Source organism: Pedobacter psychrophilus (assembly GCF_001652725.1).
Classification (GTDB): domain Bacteria; phylum Bacteroidota; class Bacteroidia; order Sphingobacteriales; family Sphingobacteriaceae; genus Pseudopedobacter; species Pseudopedobacter psychrophilus.
Genome location: NZ_LWHJ01000027.1, coordinates 468,948 through 490,619, shown reverse-complemented (window position 1 = coordinate 490,619; position 21,672 = coordinate 468,948). Strand labels below are relative to the sequence as shown.

General features: G+C 31.5%; 21 protein-coding genes. 8 read left to right on the top strand and 13 right to left on the bottom strand.

Going from position 1 to position 21,672, the window contains the following annotated elements; translation table 11 throughout:
- Position 1 precedes the first annotated feature (1 nt).
- Positions 2-1,030, top strand: coding sequence for a cytochrome d ubiquinol oxidase subunit II (locus A5893_RS10605; protein ID WP_068822524.1), 1,029 nt, complete (start codon positions 2-4; stop codon positions 1,028-1,030).
- A gap of 141 nt (positions 1,031-1,171) precedes the next feature.
- On the opposite strand, the gene trxB is transcribed toward A5893_RS10605, so the two are convergent.
- From trxB to A5893_RS10580, 5 genes are all read right to left on the bottom strand, one after another.
- Complete coding sequence (gene trxB, locus A5893_RS10600) at positions 1,172-2,125, bottom strand: thioredoxin-disulfide reductase (RefSeq protein ID WP_068822523.1); 954 nt, start codon at positions 2,123-2,125, stop codon at positions 1,172-1,174.
- Between the two features lie 295 nt (positions 2,126-2,420).
- On the bottom strand, positions 2,421-2,636 hold the full coding sequence (locus A5893_RS17470; protein WP_082911405.1) for a cysteine-rich CWC family protein: 216 nt from the start codon (positions 2,634-2,636) through the stop codon (positions 2,421-2,423).
- Positions 2,637-2,645: 9 nt separating this feature from the next.
- Positions 2,646-5,018, bottom strand: coding sequence for a ribonucleoside-diphosphate reductase subunit alpha (locus A5893_RS10590; RefSeq protein ID WP_068822521.1), 2,373 nt, complete (start codon positions 5,016-5,018; stop codon positions 2,646-2,648).
- Positions 5,019-5,085: 67 nt separating this feature from the next.
- The gene (locus A5893_RS10585; protein ID WP_068822520.1) at positions 5,086-6,054 is read right to left on the bottom strand and encodes a ribonucleoside-diphosphate reductase small subunit; all 969 of its coding nucleotides are present in this window, start codon (positions 6,052-6,054) and stop codon (positions 5,086-5,088) included.
- 603 nt (positions 6,055-6,657) lie between these two features.
- Complete coding sequence (locus tag A5893_RS10580) at positions 6,658-8,286, bottom strand: acyl-CoA carboxylase subunit beta (protein ID WP_068822569.1); 1,629 nt, start codon at positions 8,284-8,286, stop codon at positions 6,658-6,660.
- Positions 8,287-8,506: 220 nt separating this feature from the next.
- On the opposite strand from A5893_RS10580, the gene A5893_RS10575 reads away from it, so the two are divergent.
- Both A5893_RS10575 and A5893_RS10570 read left to right on the top strand, forming a co-directional pair.
- Positions 8,507-8,980, top strand: coding sequence for a ribonuclease H-like YkuK family protein (locus tag A5893_RS10575; RefSeq protein WP_068822519.1), 474 nt, complete (start codon positions 8,507-8,509; stop codon positions 8,978-8,980).
- Positions 8,981-9,106: 126 nt separating this feature from the next.
- Positions 9,107-9,298 (top strand): cold-shock protein, encoded by a 192-nt coding sequence (locus A5893_RS10570; protein ID WP_017259446.1) that lies wholly within the window; start codon positions 9,107-9,109, stop codon positions 9,296-9,298.
- A 98-nt stretch (positions 9,299-9,396) separates the two neighbouring features.
- Here the strand turns inward: A5893_RS10570 and A5893_RS10565 are convergent, their stop codons facing one another.
- The 5 genes from A5893_RS10565 to A5893_RS10545 form a co-directional block, all read right to left on the bottom strand.
- Positions 9,397-9,618: a hypothetical protein gene (locus A5893_RS10565; RefSeq protein WP_068822518.1), complete on the bottom strand. Its 222-nt coding sequence runs from the start codon at positions 9,616-9,618 to the stop codon at positions 9,397-9,399.
- A gap of 47 nt (positions 9,619-9,665) precedes the next feature.
- On the bottom strand, positions 9,666-9,878 hold the full coding sequence (locus A5893_RS10560) for a hypothetical protein (RefSeq protein WP_068822517.1): 213 nt from the start codon (positions 9,876-9,878) through the stop codon (positions 9,666-9,668).
- A gap of 172 nt (positions 9,879-10,050) precedes the next feature.
- On the bottom strand, positions 10,051-10,545 hold the full coding sequence (locus tag A5893_RS10555) for an FKBP-type peptidyl-prolyl cis-trans isomerase (protein ID WP_068822516.1): 495 nt from the start codon (positions 10,543-10,545) through the stop codon (positions 10,051-10,053).
- A 33-nt stretch (positions 10,546-10,578) separates the two neighbouring features.
- Positions 10,579-12,585, bottom strand: coding sequence for a thioredoxin domain-containing protein (locus A5893_RS10550; RefSeq protein WP_068822515.1), 2,007 nt, complete (start codon positions 12,583-12,585; stop codon positions 10,579-10,581).
- A 166-nt stretch (positions 12,586-12,751) separates the two neighbouring features.
- Complete coding sequence (locus tag A5893_RS10545) at positions 12,752-13,972, bottom strand: ABC transporter permease (protein WP_068822568.1); 1,221 nt, start codon at positions 13,970-13,972, stop codon at positions 12,752-12,754.
- A 64-nt stretch (positions 13,973-14,036) separates the two neighbouring features.
- On the opposite strand from A5893_RS10545, the gene A5893_RS10540 reads away from it, so the two are divergent.
- On the top strand, positions 14,037-15,275 hold the full coding sequence (locus tag A5893_RS10540; RefSeq protein ID WP_068822514.1) for an exo-beta-N-acetylmuramidase NamZ family protein: 1,239 nt from the start codon (positions 14,037-14,039) through the stop codon (positions 15,273-15,275).
- A 7-nt stretch (positions 15,276-15,282) separates the two neighbouring features.
- Here the strand turns inward: A5893_RS10540 and A5893_RS10535 are convergent, their stop codons facing one another.
- Positions 15,283-17,073, bottom strand: coding sequence for a MutS-related protein (locus A5893_RS10535; protein ID WP_068822513.1), 1,791 nt, complete (start codon positions 17,071-17,073; stop codon positions 15,283-15,285).
- 84 nt (positions 17,074-17,157) lie between these two features.
- On the bottom strand, positions 17,158-17,760 hold the full coding sequence (locus tag A5893_RS10530; protein WP_068822512.1) for an OmpA family protein: 603 nt from the start codon (positions 17,758-17,760) through the stop codon (positions 17,158-17,160).
- A 198-nt stretch (positions 17,761-17,958) separates the two neighbouring features.
- Here A5893_RS10530 and A5893_RS10525 point away from each other — a divergent pair, with 198 nt between their 5' ends.
- The 3 genes from A5893_RS10525 (at position 17,959) to A5893_RS10515 (ending at position 19,390) form a co-directional block, all read left to right on the top strand.
- A complete protein-coding gene (locus tag A5893_RS10525; protein ID WP_082911403.1) occupies positions 17,959-18,327 on the top strand; it encodes a response regulator in 369 nt (122 codons plus the stop codon).
- 36 nt (positions 18,328-18,363) lie between these two features.
- Positions 18,364-18,837: a 23S rRNA (pseudouridine(1915)-N(3))-methyltransferase RlmH gene (gene rlmH / locus A5893_RS10520; protein WP_068822510.1), complete on the top strand. Its 474-nt coding sequence runs from the start codon at positions 18,364-18,366 to the stop codon at positions 18,835-18,837.
- Between the two features lie 175 nt (positions 18,838-19,012).
- Positions 19,013-19,390 carry a DoxX family membrane protein gene (locus A5893_RS10515; protein WP_068822509.1) on the top strand — a complete coding sequence of 126 codons (378 nt, stop codon included), beginning with the start codon at positions 19,013-19,015 and terminating at the stop codon, positions 19,388-19,390.
- Positions 19,391-19,401: 11 nt separating this feature from the next.
- On the opposite strand, the gene A5893_RS10510 is transcribed toward A5893_RS10515, so the two are convergent.
- Complete coding sequence (locus A5893_RS10510) at positions 19,402-19,833, bottom strand: hypothetical protein (protein ID WP_068822508.1); 432 nt, start codon at positions 19,831-19,833, stop codon at positions 19,402-19,404.
- Between the two features lie 204 nt (positions 19,834-20,037).
- Here A5893_RS10510 and A5893_RS10505 point away from each other — a divergent pair, with 204 nt between their 5' ends.
- Positions 20,038-21,651 carry a CTP synthase gene (locus A5893_RS10505; RefSeq protein WP_068822507.1) on the top strand — a complete coding sequence of 538 codons (1,614 nt, stop codon included), beginning with the start codon at positions 20,038-20,040 and terminating at the stop codon, positions 21,649-21,651.
- Positions 21,652-21,672 lie beyond the last annotated feature (21 nt).

Sequence of the window (21,672 nt, the reverse complement as noted above, 5' to 3'; positions counted from 1 at the left end):
TATGCTTTACGTTGTTATGATTTTTCTTTGGACCGCTATTTTGCTATACCTGCTTTTAGGTGGTGCTGATTTTGGAGCGGGTATTATTGAACTTTTTACATCTGATCCCAATAAAAGTAAAATTCGTAAAACCATGTATCGGGCAATTGGTCCTGTTTGGGAAGCCAATCATATGTGGTTGATCATTACAATAGTAATTTTATTTGTTGGCTTTCCGAGTATTTATACCACCATGTCGGTTTATATTCATATTCCTTTGGTATTGATGCTTTTAGGAATTATTGCTAGAGGTACAGCTTTCACATTTAGACATTACGATGCAGTAAAAGATGAGATGCAACAGGTTTACAATAAAATATTTGTTTATTCTAGTTTTATAACTCCTTTTTTCTTGGGAATTATTGCGGGTAGTACCGTTGCAAGAAGAATTGATACAGAGGCAACTAACTTTTTAGACGCTTATATTTTTAGCTGGTTTCATTGGTTTTCCATTGCTGTTGGATTGTTTACGGTAGCTATTTGCGGTTTCTTAGCAGCGGTTTTTATTATTGGGCAAATAGAAGATAGACAAGAGCGTGAACGGTTTGTGCGCAAAGCTAAAACATTTAATATAGCTGCAGTATTTTGCGGTGGATTGGTTTTTATGGCCTCACTTTATGAAAAAATACCATTACTAGATTGGGTTTTTGGAAACCCGGTTGGGATTACTACTTTTGGTTTGGCAACTATCTCAGTGATTTTCTTATGGAGATTATGGGATACCGATAAAACAAATTTAATGCGTTTACTAGCCGGGTTCCAAATTACTATGATCTTATTAATTACCACTTGGAAACATTACCCAAATATCATTTTATTAAAAAATGGAAATTCTCTTTCTCTTTTAGAAGAACAAGGAAATGCAAAAACTATTGATGCTTTAGGTTGGGCCTTATTGCTGGGAAGTTTATTCATTCTCCCAGCTTTAATCTGTTTAATATATAGTTTTCAAAAACCTAAAGAGAAAGTAAAAAGACAATTTGAAAATTAACAAAAAATCTTGTCTACTTAACCCAATATTAATTGATTTTAAATGTCATCACTCGATCGCTTTTTTTTGCGACTTGAAATAAGAATTACAATAAAAGGCTCAGATAAATCCGAGCCTCAATAATAGTTTAATATTTAAAAATTAAGCTTCAACATCCTCTTTTGCAGCTAAATATCTTTCTGCTTCTAAAGCTGCCATACAACCAGTTCCGGCTGCAGTAACCGCTTGGCGATATATTTTATCTTGTGCATCCCCACAAACAAAAACACCGTCAATATCTGTTGAAGTGGTATCTGGATGAGTGATGATATAGCCAACTTCATCCATTTTTAACCAATCTTTAAAAATATCTGTATTTGGTTTATGGCCAATTGCCACAAAAAATCCAGTTGCAGGGATATCAGTTTCTTCTAGTGTTTGATTATTTAAAACTTTAACCCCAGTTACTCCTTTTCCATCACCTAAAATTTCTTTAGTTTCTGAATTATAAAGAATTTCGATATTTTTAGTTTTTAATACTCTGTTAACCATTGCTTTCGAAGCCCTAAACTCGTCTCTTCTTACCAGCATAGTTACTTTATTACAAAGTTTTGCTAAATAAGTAGCTTCTTCTGCGGCTGTATCTCCTGCTCCAACAATTACTACATCTTGATTTTTAAAGAAAAAACCATCGCAAACTGCACATGCAGAAACTCCAAAACCATTATATTTTTCTTCTGATGGTAATCCTAACCATTTTGCTGTTGCACCAGTTGATACAATAACTGTATCAGCTAAAATAGTGGTGTTTTCATCAACAATTACTTTATGTACAGGGCCAGAAAAATCTACTCCAGAAACATATCCAAACCTAATATCAGTTCCAAAACGCTCTGCTTGCTTACGGAAATCCTCCATCATTTCTGGCCCCATTATTCCGCCTGGATAACCGGGGAAATTCTCAACATCAGTAGTTTGGGTTAACTGACCGCCCATTTGCATACCAGTAATCATTAATGGTTTCAAATCTGCCCTTGCAGCGTATATTGCAGCAGTATAACCTGCTGGCCCTGAACCTATAATTAGGCATTGTACGTGTTCTAATTCTTCTGACATGATTTTAAATTGATGCACAAATTTAACATAAGTGATTGCATATCCCAAACGATATTCTCTATTGTGAGATAGGGATTATTTATTTGAGTTGATTTTATAATTAATTTTAATTTTTCCTTTAAATAAGCTGCTATAACGATTGAAACGACATCCCCGGCGGTAGTCGGGCAAGCTTTTTTTTCTTTTTCGAAAAAAAGATATAGTGGAAAGAGTGTATAAACGACCAAAAAATAAATTTAAGTTTTATAAGATTGTTAAAATAAAAATCGGCCTGCGTTTCTCACAGACCGACTAATTATTTATTCTCAATTGAAGTTTGATATTCTTGTCTCAATTCCTGTAAACAAGCCAAACACATACAATCTTCGTAACCTTCTTCTGCAATGTATTGCAATTCATTGAGGTTCAATTGGATTTGTGAACATTGACATTGCGTAAAATTATTGGCTTTGCATTCAATTTTTTTGCCGCATCGTCCGCATGGGATACACTCATGTTTAGTATATTCCATCCATAAATTTTAAGATCCACAAGAAAGACAACCGTCTTCCATGCTGCAACTTTGTCCGTTCATGTCTTCTACTTCAGCTTCTACAGTTTGTACAACTGGATCAATTTCTTTAATTGCCTGGCTTTGTACACTAAACTTAACAGCTTGTGCGGCAGCTTGTGTACGTAAATAATACATACCAGTTTTTAAACCTTTCTTCCATGCGTAAAAATGCATAGATGTTAGTTTTGATGCTGTTGGCTGACTAATAAATAGATTTAAAGATTGAGACTGACAGATGTAAGCACCTCTATCGGCAGCCATATCTATAATTGTACGCATCTTAATCTCCCAAACTGTTTTGTATAAGTCTTTCAGTTTTTGTGGGATGCTATCTATATTTTGAACAGATCCATTTGCTAAAATGATTGCTTCCTTCATCTTATTATTCCACAAACCTAAGTCAACCAAATCTTTTAATAAATGCTTGTTTACCACTGCAAACTCACCACTTAAAACCCTACGACTATAAATGTTAGAAGTGTATGGTTCAAAGCATTCGTTATTACCTAAAATTTGAGAGGTAGAAGCTGTTGGCATTGGTGCTAACAATAATGAGTTTCTAACACCGGTTTTGACAACTTGCTTTCTCAGTTTTTCCCAATCCCATCTTTTTGTTGCTGGCTTAACATCCCAAAGATCAAACTGAAATTTACCTTGAGATAAAGGAGAACCTTTAAAACTTTCGTAAGCACCTTCTTTTATTGCTAAATCTGCTGAAGCTTGCATTGCAGAAAAATACATGGTCTCAAAAATCTCGATATTTAATTGCTTAGCTTCTTCACTTTCAAAAGGAAGTTTCAATATCATGAAAGCATCTGCCAAACCTTGTACACCTAATCCAATTGGACGGTGACGGGTATTAGAATTTTGAGCTTCAATTACAGGATAATAGTTATGGTCTATAATTCTGTTTAAATTGATAGTTGCCTGATAAGTAACTTCATACAATTTATTATGATCAAATTCTCCGTTGATGATATATCTTGGCAAAGACAAAGAAGCTAAATTACATACTGCAACTTCATCTGGAGAGGTGTATTCAATAATTTCAGTACATAAATTAGAACTTTTTATGGTACCTAAATTTTGTTGATTTGATTTTCCATTAGCAGCATCTTTATATAAAATATAAGGAGTGCCGGTTTCTATTTGAGCATCTAAAATTGCAAACCAAAGTTCTTGTGCTTTAATTGTTTTTCTAGCTTTTCCTTCTTTTTCGTAACGCTCATAAAGATTTACAAATTCTTCTCCATGGCAATCTGCCAAACCTGGTGCTTCATGAGGACAGAAAAGACTCCATTGACCATCTTCTTCTACTCTTTTCATGAATAAATCTGAAATCCACATTGCGTAAAATAAATCACGAGCTCTGTTTTCTTCTTTACCATGATTTTTCTTCAAATCTAAGAAGTCGAAAATATCAGCATGCCAAGGTTCTAAATAGATAGCGAATGCACCTTTACGTTTACCACCACCCTGATCTACATATCTTGCAGTATCATTAAATACCCTTAACATTGGTACAATACCATTACTTGTACCATTTGTACCACCAATATAAGAACCTGTTGCCCTTACATTATGAATGCTTAAACCAATACCACCAGCGCTTTGAGAGATTTTGGCAGTTTGTGTTAAAGTGCTGTAAATACCTTCAATACTATCGTCTTTCATTGTTAATAAAAAACAACTAGACATTTGAGGCTTTGGTGTTGCAGCATTAAATAAAGTTGGCGTTGCGTGAATAAACCAACGTTCGCTCATCAAATCATAAGTTTTGATAGCGCTTTCTAAATCATTTTTATGGATACCTACAGCAACACGCATAAACAAATGTTGCGGACGCTCGGCAATTTTACCATTGATTTTCAAAAGATAAGAACGTTCTAAAGTTTTAAATCCGAAGTAATCAAAACTAAAATCGCGATCATATATAATGGTACTATCTAATAAATCTGCATTATCTGAAATAATTTGCATCACATCATCAGCAATTAAAGCGGCTGGTTTGCCTGTTTTATCATCACGATAAGTGTGCAATTTGTGCATAGTCTCAGAAAAAGACTTCTGTGTATTTTTATGTAAGTTGGAGACTGCAATCCTGGAAGCTAATAACGCATAATCAGGGTGACGAGTAGTTAAAGAAGCCGCTGTTTCTGCTGCTAAGTTATCTAATTCTGAAGTGGTTACTCCATCATAAAGACCATCAATAACTTTTTTAGCAACTTCAGCAGGATCAACAAAATGTTGATTTAAGCTATAGCTTAATTTCTCAATCCTCGAAGTGATTTTGTCGAATTTTACAGTTTCTGTTCTACCGTCTCTTTTTATTACAAACATATTTTTTTGATTTATTATCCAGTATGTAGTATTAAGATTAAATTTTAATACTTAAATCTTATTTTATTTAAAAGTCTTCACTTAATGAAAACGTTTGACTTTCTTTATCGCCAATCACTCCACTTTTTTGATAATCTCCTACCCTTTTTTCGAAGAAATTGGTTTTGCCTTGAAGTGAAATCATTTCCATAAAATCAAATGGATTTGTTGCATGATAAATTGGTGGATAACCTAATTCAGTAACCCATCTATCAGCTACATATTCGATATATTGTTGCATTAAGCGGGCATTCATACCAATTAAATCAACTGGTAAAGCATCTGTAACAAATTCCTTTTCAATAGTTACAGCCTCTTCAATAATACTATAAACTTGTTCTTTACTCAATTGATTCTGCAACATGCCATAAAGTAAACAAGCAAATTCACAATGCAAGCCTTCATCTCTTGATATTAATTCATTACTAAAGGTTAAACCCGGCATCAAACCTCTTTTCTTCAACCAAAAAATGGAACAAAAACTTCCACTAAAGAAAATGCCTTCTACCGCTGCAAATGCAACCAGTCTTTCTGCAAAACTTCCATTCTCGATCCATCTGAGTGCCCATTTTGCTTTTTTCTGAACACAAGGAACAGTATCAATAGCATGTAATAGTCTGTCTTTCTCTTTCGGATTTTTGATGTAAGTATCAATCAAAAGCGCATAAGTTTCAGAATGGATGTTTTCCATCATAATTTGGAAACCATAAAAACATCTTGCTTCTGGTAATTGAACTTCACTCATGAAATTTACCGCTAGGTTTTCATTAACGATTCCATCACTTGCTGCAAAAAAGGCTAATATATGACTGATGAAATGTCTTTCGCCATCAGTCAAGTTTTCCCAATCCTTTTGATCTGATGATAAATCAATCTCTTCGGCAGTCCAGAAACTGGCTTCATGACGTTTATACATTTCCCAGATTTCAGGGTATTTAATAGGCAAAATCACAAAGCGATCTTTGTTTTCCTTTAGTAATAATTCTTCCTCTGGCATATTGACGTTTTTATTGTTTGATTGATATTTTTTGATGAAAACTATTATCGATTATTGTAAATATTATTACCGATATAAAACCTCATCATAAACTAAAGCTCGTTTTTAAGAGCATATAATTTCATCTCTTTTTCTTAGCTAACTGGAAATAAAAGGCTTCACTTTTTTTAATAAAATTTTAAAAAAAATGATTTTATTTTAAAATCTCTATTTGAAGATCCTGAAACATCTAATCATCTATAATTGATATATTTATGATTAAAAGCTTGTAAACTTTATAAAGAAATTTTTGAGCTAACCATTCCTAAAAAGAACGAATGTAAATGTATGTTTTGATGTACGAAATACACAGTCAAAGTTTTACACAATTCATGATTTTTCTTCACAAATCCTTTAAAATTTAGCCAGAAAGAAATGTTTTGATGTGAGTAAATTAGGATAGAAAAATTTATAGTTAAGATATTTTAAAAACCTAAAAACTATTAATTAAATAGTTATAAATCACAAAAATATATGCAATTATATATTATAATAAGCCAGGTCAATGTTAGTATATAATAAGATTAATTATCATCCTATTTGCAGACAATTATTTATAAATAATCAGGTTTGGATAATTCCCACATTAAATCGCTTTTTTATTGGCGATTGATTGGCTGCCTCAATTCCCATAGAGATTGCTACTCTGGTTTCAATTGGATCAATAACACCATCAACCCATAATCTTGAAGCAGCATAATAAGGTGTAGTTTGCTCATCATATCTATCTGTAATAATTTTAATCTGTTTTTCTTCTTCCTCTTTGGTAATTTCCTCCCCTGCATTTTTCATACTTGCAGATTGAATTTGCCATAAAGTTTTACCAGCAGAAGCACCACTCATTACAGCAATTTTTGCTGTTGGCCAGGCAAAAATCAAACGTGGATCATAAGCTTTACCGCACATAGCATAATTTCCTGCACCATAAGAATTTCCTAAAACGATAGTGAATTTTGGCACTACTGAATTAGAAACCGCATTTACCATTTTTGCTCCATCTTTAATAATTCCTCCATGTTCTGATCTTGAACCCACCATAAAACCAGTTACATCTTGCAAAAACACCAATGGAATTTTCTTTTGATTACAATTCATGATAAAACGGGTGGCTTTATCTGCAGAATCTGAATAGATAACACCTCCAATTTGCATTTCACCTTTACCAGATTTTACAACTTTACGTTGATTGGCAACTATACCAACCGCCCATCCATCAATCCTAGCCAAACCGCAAACAATACTTTGACCGAAACCTGCTTTATATTCATCCAAAGAATCTTCATCAATTAAACATTCTAACAATTGATGCATATCATAAGGTTTTTCTCTTGTATCAGGTAAAATCCCATAAACATCTTCTAATTTTCTTTTTGGCATAGCCGATTTAATCCTGTTAAAACCTGCATCTTCTGGTGCACCAATCTTAGAAACAATACTTTTTATGGCTGTTAAACATTTCTCATCATTCTCATGCTTATAATCAGTTACACCGGATATCTCACAATGCGTTGATGCGCCACCCAATGTTTCGTTATCAACGCTTTCGCCTATTGCGGATTTTACTAAATAAGAACCTGCCAAAAACACAGATCCTGTTCCGTCAACTATCATGGCTTCATCACTCATGATAGGTAAATATGCGCCTCCTGCAACACAAGAACCCATAATGGCCGAGATCTGAATAATTCCCTCTGAACTCATGATTGCATTATTTCTGAAAATACGTCCAAAATGTTCTTTATCAGGAAATATCTCATCTTGCATCGGTAAAAAAACTCCTGCAGAATCAACTAAATAAATAATTGGCAATCTATTTTCCATGGCAATTTCTTGCGCCCTTAAATTCTTTTTAGCAGTCATCGGAAACCATGCACCTGCTTTTACAGTCGCATCATTAGCAACTATCATACATTGTTTACCGCTGATATAACCAATCCCAGCAATTACACCAGCAGAAGGACAACCGCCAACATCTTCATACATTCCTTCAGCTGCAAAAGCACCTATTTCTAAAAATGGTTTATTATCGTCTAATAAGAATTTAACACGTTCCCTTGCCAGCATTTTACCCTTAGCTTTTTGCTTTGCCGAAGATTTTTCTCCTCCACCCAAATAAACTTTTTTTAGTTTTTGCTTTAATTGATAAACCAATTGTTTGTTTACGTCTTCGTTCTTATTAAATTCTAAATCCATGGATTGGTTGTTTTGGCTAATTTCAATTATAACGATTTTATTTATTTTTTTGAGCTTGATGGCTAATAAATAAATATTAAACAATTTCAAAAGAACAATAACCTGTTGATAACGAGGAATATGTTAACAATTAAATAATAATAATTTTATAAAAGTGAAGTAATAAATCGCTTATTTTTATAGACCCTAAAATTGGTCAGGATAATTTAACCCCAAAATTATGACCTGGAAAAAATTCAGTGGTGAAATATTAAATTCACCAATTATGGAAGAAGTGGAACAAACCATTGAAAGAGAATATTTAATGGGCAATAAACTTAAAGTTTGTATAGGAACAGATTCACAAGTAAAAGGTAAAATTACCGATTTTGCAACTGTAATTGTTTTTTTGAGAGAAAAAAAAGGTGCTTTTATGTACATCCATCAAGAAAGAAGCGCTTTGAAAATGAGCATTAAAGAAAGAATGCTTTCAGAAGTTCAAAAATCCATTGATTGTGCTTATTCACTTTGCAACCTTTTAGATTTATATGATGTTGATTTAGAAGTTCATGCAGATATCAATACAAACCCAAGTTTTAAATCTAATGCAGCTTTACATGAGGCTATGGGTTATATTTTGAGTATGGGTTTTGTGTTTAAGGCGAAACCAGAGGCATTTGCAAGCTCTTATTGTGCTAATAAAATGGTTCAATAAATATCATAGTGATAACAAAAAACCTTTGTTTAGAAACATTTATTATACTGATTATCAAAAAATTAAAAAATAATTTATTATTAAAATATTAATTCATACATTTGTATAAATTAATAACAATACATAATGAACAATGGAACAGTAAAGTTCTTTAATTCTACCAAAGGTTTTGGTTTTATTAAAGAAGACGGAACAAACAAAGAATACTTTGTACACGTTTCGGGTCTGGTTGACGAAATCAGAGAAAATGATGAAGTTACTTTTGACCTACAAGACGGAAAAAAAGGATTAAATGCAGTGAATGTTAAACTTGCTTAATTGCAGGTCTCTTAATATAGATCACATTTAAAATCATCAAAGCCATTATCCAAAAGATAATGGCTTTTTTGCTTTATAAGATTTTAAGAAATAGTAATTTATTTATTGAAATCGATAATTTCCGATTTGTTTGCATTAGAAGTATGGTTAATCATTACTTCTTTTGGATTTATTTGTTTCTCTTTTACTTGAGCATTAGTTCTATTGCATTGGCCCAATGCAAAATAAATCAATACAAAAATTACGATTGTAGATAAACATCCACCACCTAATTTTTTAGCACCGTAACCGGCAATTAGAGTTTTAAAAAAGCTGTTCATGTTTTTGGGTTTAAAAAAATCCCATGTTTATCATGGGATTTTAAATGTTAATAACCTTGGTTATTGTAATTAGCTGACGAGCTAGGTTGATTGATATTTTCTATGGCATCTTTGCCCATTTTTTTGGCTTTATCAATCCAATCAGGAGCATTTTCTTTAATGCTGTCTAATTTAGATTTACCAAAAGCATCCTTTTTAGTTATGTAATTATAACCGTAAGCTGCTGCTGCACCTAGTGCAATTAAATTAAATAGTTTCATATTGATAGTTTTTTTAAAATGTAATCAATGATAATGCCATTCTAGTAAAAAAAATCTAAAATATAATTATAGAAATAATAGCATATTAAAGAAATAAGAATACAAATAGTGCCATAAACAAAAACCTCAAAATCATTGATTTTGAGGTTTTAGGATATTACTGATATTTTTATTAGTGTTGGTGTCCACCTTCTCCGTGAACGTGACCATGTTCTAATTCCTCTTCGGTTGCAGGTCTCACATCCTGTATAGTTCCGTTAAAATGCAATTCATGACCAGCCATTGGATGGTTTAAATCTACTAAAACCGCATCTTCTACTATAGAAACAACTCTTCCTTGAAATTGGCCACCATTATTATCCTGTAAAGGTAAAATAGAACCAATTTCTGGTAAAGGCTCTTCGCCGAACATATCTTTAGGAAGTGGCGCAACTGCCTTATCATCATAAGCTCCGTATCCATCTTCAGCGGTAAGCGAAAATGAATAATCATCACCTACAGATAAACCTGTTAAATGTTCTTCAAACTTAGGCAACATCATACCTGCACCATATAAAAAAACTAGAGGCTGCTCAGTTGTAGCACTTTCTACGTGTTTTTTTTCTCCATCCTCTGTTACATACAAATCGTATGTTAAACTTACTACGTTGTTATTATCAATTTTCATTTCTTGGATTTTTTCGAAACGATACGCTCGTTTCTATTCTAAAATTTGTTTAATTGCTTCATTTACATCACTTACTGGTAACTGACAACTTTTGTCTTTACAAACATAAATTTTTGTGTCACCTGTAATCTTATCTTGCAGCAAAGGTAAATTTCCTTGTTTACCTCCCAAAATTATCTTGTTAGGAATGTAAAGTTTTTCTATTTCTTTACGCTTAAGTGAAGCTTCATCTCCAGTAATTGCAATTTCAAAGCCACCTATTACCTCTTCTAACAACAAAGATGCCCAATTAGAATATCCTGAAGCATAAGATTTAATATTAGGAGCTACAGTTGCCAGCATTTTTTGGTATGTATTTGTATAATGGGAATTATCGAAAAGCAAACTTAATTTTTTTAAATTCCAAGCCATAACCGAGTTTGAAGCTGGTATTACATTATCCATTACTTCGTATTTTCTAGCTATTAGAGCTTCATCTTTGTTAGATGTATAAAAAAACATTCCAGATTCTTCATCTGTAAAATAATCCAAAACATAATTGGTTAAGGCTTTCGCCGAGGTTAAATAATCCTCATTGAAGGTGGCTTCATATAAGCAAATGAGTGAATCAATTAACAAAGCATAATCATCTAAAAAGGCGTTGATATTTGCTTTACCATTTTTATAATTTCTATAAATGCCACCATCTTCTTTCATCATGTTCTTGTGAATGAAATTTATATTTAGAATGGCCACTTCTAAAAACTTTTCATCGGCGAAAGCCTGATAAGCATTTACTAACCCTTTTAACATCAATGCATTCCATGAGGTTAAGATTTTATCATCTAAGCCAGGATGAATTCTTTTATTTCTTACTGCTAATAATTTTTCTCTTGAGGCTTTTAAAATATCATCTAATTTTTGTTCGGTTATATCAAAAGCCTGAGCGAAATCTTCTTTCTCTTTTCTTACCCAAAGATTGTTAATGTGTTCTTCCTCCCAGTTTCCCTCATCAGTAACCTGATAAAAATGATTAAAAATTTCCGCATCATTACCTAAAATCTCCTCAATTTCCTTATTATCCCAAGTATAAAATTTACCTTCTACACCTTCACTATCCGCATCTAATGCAGAATAAAATCCCCCCTCGGGTGAAGTCATTTCTCTTTTTAGCCAATCAAAAGTTTCATAAACTACTTCTTGATACCGATCTTCTTCACACCATTTATAAGCATCAGCGTAAAGCGACATTAATTGACCGTTATCATAAAGCATTTTTTCGAAGTGAGGAATATGCCATTTCCCATCTACAGAATATCTTGCAAAACCACCGCCTAAATGATCATAAATACCACCAGCAGCCATTTTATCTAAAGTTAACCTCACAATAACATGAGCAGCTTCGTCTTTTAAAAGATGTGCAGCTCTCATTAAAAAATCCCAATTATTAGGCATCGGGAATTTTGGAGCCCGGTTATGTCCACCTTCCGTAAAATCGAAAAGCATTTTCCAAGGCTCTAAAATTTCTTCTAAATCTTTTTCACTATAAGCCTCTACCCTTTTCACAAAGCTCAACTTTTCAGATTGTTGAATGCCTTCAGTCAGTTTTAATGCATAATTTTCTGCATCTTCTGGTTTGGTTTCATAAAAGTGAGCAAGATTGGTTAACAAATTCATCCAATCTGTTTTAGGGAAATAAGTTCCTCCATAAATTGGACGCTGATCTGGTAAGCAAAAACAATTTAACGGCCAGCCTCCCCTTCCTGTCATTAACTGAGCGGCCGTCATGTATATTTGATCGATATCTGGTCGTTCTTCTCTATCAATTTTTATACAAACAAAAAATTGATTCATCAGCTTTGCTACCTCCTCATTTTCAAAGCTTTCATGCTCCATAATATGACACCAATGGCAAGCAGAGTAACCAATGCTTACTAAAATGAGTTTGTTCTCATTTTTTGCTTTATCTAATGCTTCTTTGCCCCAAGGAAACCAATTTACAGGATTATTTGCGTGTTGCAGTAAATATGGAGATGTAGAATTTTTGAGTTGATTGGACATATAAGTTTAACGATAGAATTGATGGAGTGTTTTAAAATTTAGTAATCTTGATGTTTATGATCTTAAGATTTTCTTGATTCTATTTAAAGACTAGATTTTAAAGTTCTCAGATTGGTAAAAATTAATAGCTCTACATTAATTTATATTAGTGCATTCTGGCTAAAAATTACTTAAAAGCTATTGCTTTGATAGGTGTAATTTTAGTGACTAACATAGAAGGGATTAATAAAACTAATAAACAAATACCTAAGGTTGCAGCGTTTATTAGAACTATATCTAAAACATTAAATTGAACTGGAATAAACTTCATATAATAAGAGGCCTCATCTAATTTAAAAAAATGAGTCTTTTGTTGTAAAAAACCTAATCCTAAGCCAAAAATATTACCTAAAAACATTCCAATTCCAACTAAATAAAGTGCATTATATAAAAATATTTTTCTTACTCCCCAATTGGTTTCTCCCAAAGCCTTTAATAAACCAATCATGTTTGTCCGTTCTAAAATCATGATTAGTAAAGCAGAAATCATATTAATAACCGCAACTATCAACATCAAAATTAAAATGACTTGTGCATTGACATCTAATAAAGAAAGCCAATCGAAAATTATGGGATAATTCTCTTTCACTGAAACGGTTTTGATTTGTGGAGGCAAATAATTGCTAAGTTCATCTGCAAAATGGTCTAATCTGTTAAAATCATTTATTCTAATTTCATAACCACCAACTTCATCTTTTTTCCAGTCGTTTAACTTTCTGATTAAAGAAATATCCCCAATCACATAAGTTTTATCAACTTCTTCAACACCTGTATTATAAATTCCAACAATTTCAAACTTTCTTTTTCTTAAAGCTTCCTGGATAAAATACATCAAAAAATCATCGCCAACTTTAAGATTTAAACGCTTTGCTAATTTTTCTGAAATGATAATTTGTTTTGAAGCTTGTACGCTGTCAGAAAAGTCTATTGTTTTGCCAGAAGTTAATATATTTTTAAAATAAGACCAATCATAATTAGCGTCCACACCTTTTAATACAACACCCTCAACTTCATTATTTGCTTTTATGATACCTGGTTTAGTGGCAAAAGGAACAATATGTTCTACTCCTTTTTCTTTTTTTGCATCCTCTAAATATTTTTGTTGTAAAGTAAAAGGCGAGTTTTCATAAGATGAGTTTAAATCATATTTTATGAATTGGATATCACCGTTAAATCCCCTTACTTTTTCTCTGATTTCTGCTTTAAAACCTTTAACAATGGCCAAGGATAGAATCATTACACCCAACCCAAGCATAATTCCTACAATTGCAATTCGTACAATCAGTTTAGAGAAAGTACGTTCTGCTTTAAGCGAAATTCTGTTAGCTATAAATAATCCTAAATTCAAAAGCTTTTTGTTAATTTGATAATCGCAAATATGCAATCAATTCTATAAAATCACTCTTTTAAAAATGATAAATTTAAAGTTTAATGTATTTTTTCTTTTAACGATGCCATTGTTAATTGCCTGTAATGGTTGCAATACTGTAAAGATTGAGACACCAAAAAGCAATAAGGAAGCTACTTCTGTAAAATATATTGAAACAAAAATTTTAACGGGTGCAGATCAAGCTCAAAAATATTTATCTATTTTGAAAGGTAAAAAAGTGGGCTTGGTAATTAATCAAACTGCAGAAATAAATAGTGTGAATTTAGCCGACACCTTAAAAAGTTTAGGTATTAATATAGAAGCCATTTTTGGTCCTGAACACGGTTTTAGAGGAAATGCAGATGCTGGAGAAAAGGTTGGGAATTATGTAGATAAACAAACTGGAATTCCAGTAATCTCACTTTACGGAGCAAAAAGTGCTCCTTCTAAAGAAGACTTAAAAAATATTGATTTGATGGTTTTCGATATTCAGGATGTAGGCGCTAGATTTTATACATATACCATAACAATGGCAAAAATTATGCAGGCTTGCGCCGATAATGATATTCCGCTTATGATTTTAGACCGACCAAATCCTAACGGAGATTTAATAGATGGGCCAATTTTGAACCCAGATTTTAAATCTGGAGTTGGGATGCATCCCATACCAATTTCTCATGGTTTAACAATTGCCGAGTTTGCACAAATGATTAATGGTGAAGGCTGGTTAAATGGCAGTAAAAAATGCAAACTAGTCATTGTGAAAAATGCAAATTATAAACATAGCGATGAATATATATTGCCCGTAAAACCTTCTCCAAACCTTCCAAATAACCTTTCTATTTATTTATATCCTAGTTTATGTTTATTTGAAGGAACTGTTTTGAGCCAAGGTAGAGGAACTTTATTCCCATTTCAAGTTTTGGGTCATCCTTTATTAAAAGGTAAATATGATTTTAGTTTTACGCCTAAAAGCATTGATGGAATGAGTAAAAATCCACCTTTAGAAAATCAGCTTTGCTATGGAATAGATTTCAGAAAAATGGATTTAGAAAAAATCCGAAATGAAAAACAATTGAACATTAAATTATTGTTGGATGTTTACAAATCTTATCCAGATAAAGAACATTTCTTTAATCCTTTCTTTGATAAACTGGTTGGTAATGATGCTTTAATGCAACAAATAAAGGACGGAAAAACTGAGAAAGAAATTAGAGACAGCTGGCAACCTGCTTTAAATGATTATAAGTTAAAACGTAAAAATTATTTGTTGTACAATTAAAACAAAATTAATCTTCAATCTCAATTCCAATTGCTTTTAGAAGAATTGAGGCATTAAACGTTTTACATTCCCCGTTTTTAATTTTATAATCAAAAAACATTTCTTGGTTTCCTATGGTGATATCGAAATGGAAGTTCCGTAATTGAGTGGGAAATTCCTTTTCAAGTTCTGCAATTTGAAGATCATGAGTTGCAATAAAACCCGGAGTATTTTGGGCAATTAGTTTTTTGATAAATACCTTAGAACCTAAATATTTATCCTTGCTATTTGTCCCTCTTAGCATTTCATCAATTAAAACAAAACTATTTTGATGGGATTGTGTAAAATCTAAAATCATTTTCAAACGATCAATTTCAGCTTTAAAAGTTGATGTTTGGTTTGCCAAAGAATCTTTAATACGCATATAACTTATCAGGCTAAAAATAGAAGTTTCCATGTTTTTAGCACAAACTTTTGCACCTGCATAAGACAAAACCATATTTATACCAACAGTTCTTAAAAAAGTTGATTTTCCCGCCATATTTGATCCTGTAATCACGTCAACTGTAATGTTTTTGGCTAATTGAAAATCGTTATCTATTCTTGAATTTTCATTAATCAATGGATGACCAATGGCTTCTGATTGGAAGTGGTATTGGTTGAGAATTTTTGGATAAACCCAATTTGAATGATTAGAACTAAATGTTGCTAAACTGATTAACGCTTCAAAATTTACCAAAACTTCAAAAGCATTTATAATTTCACTTTTATTTTTAGCTTCCCATTTTGAAAGCCTTTTTAATGTTCTTAAATCCCACTGAAAAAAAAGGTTAAGAAATAAACCCACTATCGGGTTTAACCGGCTGTTTAAACTATTTAATATTTTTGAGAGTGAAAAAATTTCTTGACTAATCAACTCGGTTTTTTTAATGGATGATTTTAATTGATTCAATAAATTGCTTTTCCATTCTTCGTTTTCAATCCATTTTATATTTTCCGCATAATGTTCCAATCCATTTACACTTTTCCCTATTTGTTCATGTATTTGATCTATCTTTTGTTTGTAAAACATGTAGCAGACACCGCTTAAAAGCAATATCAATCCAAAGATATTCCATATCAACCCATTAAATATGATGGATAAAATTAAAACTCCAACAGATAAAACGGGTGTTATTAGAATGAGGATATTAATAAATTTACTATTTAAAAATTCTAGTTTATTTGGTAAAAAATCACTGAAAAATGTTTTTATAGTTATAATTTCAGATTTATCAATATCAAATAATCTTGTTCTAAAATTTAAAGATTCTTCATATTTATCAGCTAATTCCTCAATTGCAATTTGTCTTTCTTCTATCTGTGTTTTTGTGGAGGTGGATTTTAAAAAATTGGCTAAAATATTTTGACTTTCATTTGTTGCGCTTCTATTAATGTATTCAAATAGTGAATGTGCTCCAAAAATATCCAAATCATCTGTGTAAGGATGCTGAGGATTACAAAAACCTTCCCCGTTATTATAAATGTTGATTTTATTGCTTTTTATATTTATTTCATTTTCTACCAATAACTTTTTAATGCTTAAAAATTTTAGTTCACTTTGATGTTTTACTTGCTTTTTAACCAAAAACATAAAACCAATTAATGATAAAACAACTACTAAAATTAATATGGTAATTCCTTGATTAAAAAATAGATAAATCAACAAGATATCAATTCCAAACAAAATTAATCTGGCAAAAGAATATTGATTAATCAGTTTTTTTAAAGCTTTTATTTCGCTTTCTAATTTTGTTTTCTGTTGTAAATAATCGATCATAATAAATATAAAATCATTTCATTATTAAAAACAAAACCGCCTGTTTTGCAGACGGTTTTGCTTTACTTTTAAAATTACTAATTTTTAATTTTGAATAGCAATTTCAACCCTTCTATTTAAAATTCTACCTTCTTCTGTACTATTATTAGCAATAGGTTTAGATTCACCTAAACCTTCAGTAATCAATCTACTAGCAGCAATCCCATTATTAACCAAGTAAGCTTTTACAGCATTGGCTCTGTCTATGGATAGCATCATATTCCTGTTTTCTGTTCCCTCAGCCGATGAATTTCCGCTTAACATAAATTTTGCATTGCCGTACTTTTTAATTTGAGAGGCAATATTTTCTAAAGTTACGTAAGAAGAAGTTTTTAATACCGAAGAATTAAATTCGAATTGTATGTTTTTAGAATCAAATGGTTTATCCATTTCTTTGGGGCAACCTCCATTGTCTATACCTCCTTTAACCTCAGGGCAATCGTCTCTATCATCAGGCACACCATCACCATCAGTGTCTAAAGGCTTTGCTGGTTCAGGCTTTTTGGGTTGTTCAATTACCTCTTGTGTTGGCTGTTGAGTTTCGTTAGGGGTAACTGGTTTTTTAGCTTTACATGAACTGTAGAAAATTGCTAAAGTGCATAATACACACACAATAATAAAACGATTTAAATTTTGTTTGATATTCATATTCAATATTAAAGAGATTAAATAATTAAAAAAATAAAACTAAGATAATTTATAAATATAGTTTTATAGTTGAAAAATTTTATTCTTGCTAAAAAAAACGTAAGATTTCATCGTTTCATTTTTAGCCTTTAAATTATTTGCATACATTTATTTTTTAAATCTAAATTTACTCAACTCAGCATATTTTTGGTAATCGATATGAATAATATTTTGATAATAGATGACGAAATTGGAATATGTCTAATTATGTCTAAATTCTTAACTAAGAATGGTTATCAAACAACCACTGCAGAAAGTGGAGAGGCTGCATTTGAAGAATTAAAAAAACAAAAATTTGATCTTGTACTAAGTGATTTTAGATTAGAAGACACAGATGGTAGAGAAATATTGCGAAGGATTAAATCTGATTATCCGGGCTTAATTGTAATTATAGTAAGCGGTTTTGGAGATCCAAATTTAGCTGCAGAATTAGTTAGAATGGGTGCTTATGCATTTATAAACAAGCCAATATATCCGAATGTGATTTTAGAAACTGTAGAAAGGGCTTTGTCCCAAAAATCTGTCTAAACTTTTACTATTTAGCCATTACCTAATACTCATTTAATGAAAATAACATTATTAGTAATTGGCAAAATAGATGATTCTTATCTTTTAGATGGTATTGATAAATATTTAAAGAGACTGAAGCATTATATAAAATTTGATATTCAAATTTTACCCGACATAAAAAAAACAAAAAATTTAACCGAACAAGAGCAAAAAAATAAAGAGGCCGAACTATTTTTGAAATTTATACAACCTCAAGATGATATCATTTTATTAGATGATAAAGGAGCTGAACTTAGTTCTAAAAGGTTTGCAGATTTATTGAATAAAAAGATGATTGCAAGTGTTGGTCATTTAGTTTTTTTAGTTGGAGGACCTTACGGTTTTGATAATAGCATATACCAAAGGGCCAATCAAAAACTTTCTTTATCAAAGCTCACTTTTTCTCATCAAATGGTAAGGTTATTTTTTGTTGAGCAAGTTTATAGAGCATTTACAATTTTAAAAAGTGAACCATATCATCACGAATAACAATTAATTATGGATTTATTTGGTCTTAAAAGAAACTATAGATTTAAAGGAGGCAATCAAAATAATGAAAACAAATTATTTTGGATTTTGGCCGTTTTAGTTAGCGTAATCTTTTTAGCAATTTACTTATATAGATAAACTTAAATTTTTATAACTATTAACTATAAAAACTATCATGAAAAATAAAATACTATTTGTGGTTTCTTTATTATTTGGATTATTGTTTATAAATGCCGGACTCAATAAATTTTTTAATTACATGCCAATGCCAGATAATTTGCCTGAAAAAATGGTAAAAATTATGGGAGCAATTATGGAAATAGGTTGGCTTTTACCATTAGTTGCAGTTGCAGAAATAGTAGGTGGTTTATTAATCATATTACCAAAAACCAGAGCATTAGGAGCAATTATAATTTTCCCTATTATGGTTGGTATTTTATTGATTAATATATTACAAGCTCCTTCCGGTTTGCCTTTTGCAATAGTTTTATCTTTAATTTTGGGTTGGATAATGTTTGAAAATAGAAGAAAATATATGAGTTTAATAAATTGATTGAATAATCATTATACATTAAAAACAAAATTCACACTAACTTCTTTTTCTCCTTGATTATCAATATCTGCAATCTCTTCTAGAAATAAATCCCAGTCTCCATCTGTAAATAAATTCCCTTCGTATTCTTTAATATCATCATGGTAGTGAAAATACCATTCATTTAGTTCGTCTAATCCATCTAAAGTATAAGCTCTTACACTAAAACCATCTTCGTTAAACTGAGCTGTCCAAATACTTTCTAACTCATCAATTTTGGTTTTGATAGACATTTCGATTTCAAAAGCGTTAGCAAATTCTGGTAAGTTTTCCAAAAAATCCCTAATCATTGAGGCTTTTGCCAATTCGCTGGGTATTGTAATATTCTTATCTTCTAATAGCTGATAAAACTCTAAAAAATAATTTTGATATCTTAATAACAGGCTTTTGAAAATCTCACTCATATTTTACAAAATTAAATATTTTATTCAAACCATATGTAATAAAATCCTTTCCCTTTTCTGTAACAATTGCTTATCCACACCAATCTATTTTCTCCACACCTACACTAGAGTAAAATAAAAAGCCTACTTTTGTATCCCGTACAAATAGCTTTAAAATTAGCCCTAAACTTTTTTTTTTAAAGCATTATAAATATAAAATCCATCATGACTAAGTATATTTTTGTTACGGGAGGCGTTACATCGTCTTTAGGAAAAGGTATTATTTCCGCTTCATTGGCTAAACTGCTACAAGCCAGAGGTTATAGCGTAACAATCCAAAAATTTGATCCTTACATAAATATTGATCCTGGAACTTTAAACCCTTATGAACATGGCGAATGTTATGTTACAGAAGACGGTGCAGAAACAGATTTAGATTTAGGACATTATGAACGTTTTTTAAATGTTCCAACTTCCCAAGCCAATAATATAACAACAGGCAGGATTTATCAAAATGTAATCAACAAAGAAAGAGAAGGCGCTTATTTAGGTAAAACAGTACAAGTTGTACCACATATTACTGATGAAATTAAACGTAATATGGCTCTCTTGGGACAAAATGGAGAATATGATATCATAATTACTGAGCTTGGCGGAACCGTGGGAGATATTGAATCCTTGCCGTTTGTAGAGGCTGTACGACAGTTTAAATGGGAAGTGGGTTCTAGCAATGCCATTGTAATACATTTAACATTAGTGCCTTTTTTGGCTGCTGCAGGAGAATTAAAAACAAAGCCTACTCAACACTCTGTTAAAATGCTGCTAGAATATGGGATACAACCCGATATTTTAGTTTGTAGAACAGAACATCATATCTCACAAGATTTAAGAAAGAAGATTGCTTTGTTTTGTAACGTGAATTTAAATGCAGTTGTAGAATCTATTGATGCCAAAACGATTTATGATGTTCCTTTATTAATGTTGAAAGAACAACTAGATAGAACAGTACTTTCAAAACTAAAACTTCCATTAAAAAATGAACCAAATCTAGATAACTGGAAAGATTTTTTAGGAAGGTTAAAAAATCCCACTTCAGAAATCAGGATTGGTTTAGTAGGTAAATATGTAGAATTACCGGATGCCTATAAATCAATCACAGAATCATTTATACATGCTGGTGCACAAAATGAGTGCAAAGTTAGAGTAGAATGCATACACTCTGAAAGTATTACCCCAGAAAACGTACAATCCAAATTGGCTAATTTAGATGGTGTTTTGGTAGCTCCTGGCTTTGGTAATAGAGGTATTGAAGGGAAAATAATTTCCATTCAATTTATCCGTGAAAACAACATTCCTTTTTTCGGGATTTGTTTGGGAATGCAATGTGCAGTAATAGAATACGGCAGAAATGTATTGGGAATTAAAAATGCCCACAGTACAGAAATGGACCAGGAGGAAGAAGATGCAGTAATTTCTATGATGGAAGATCAGAAAAAAATTACTTTAAAAGGTGGTACCATGAGGTTGGGTTCTTATGTTTGCGAGCTTAAAAAAGGATCCAAAGCAGCAAATATTTATGGTAAATCAAAAATAAACGAACGTCACAGACATCGTTATGAGTTTAACAACAAGTTTTTAAAACAATATGAAGATGGTGGTATGATAGCTTCAGGGATTAATCCCGATAATAATTTAGTTGAAATTGTTGAGTTAAAAAATCACCCATTTTTTGTTGCCGCACAATTTCATCCAGAATTAAAATCAACTGTTGCAAATCCTCACCCACTTTTTGTTAAATTTGTCGCCGCTTGCTTAGAAAACGCAAAAAAGAAAAATTAAATTTTGATAATATAGAGGATA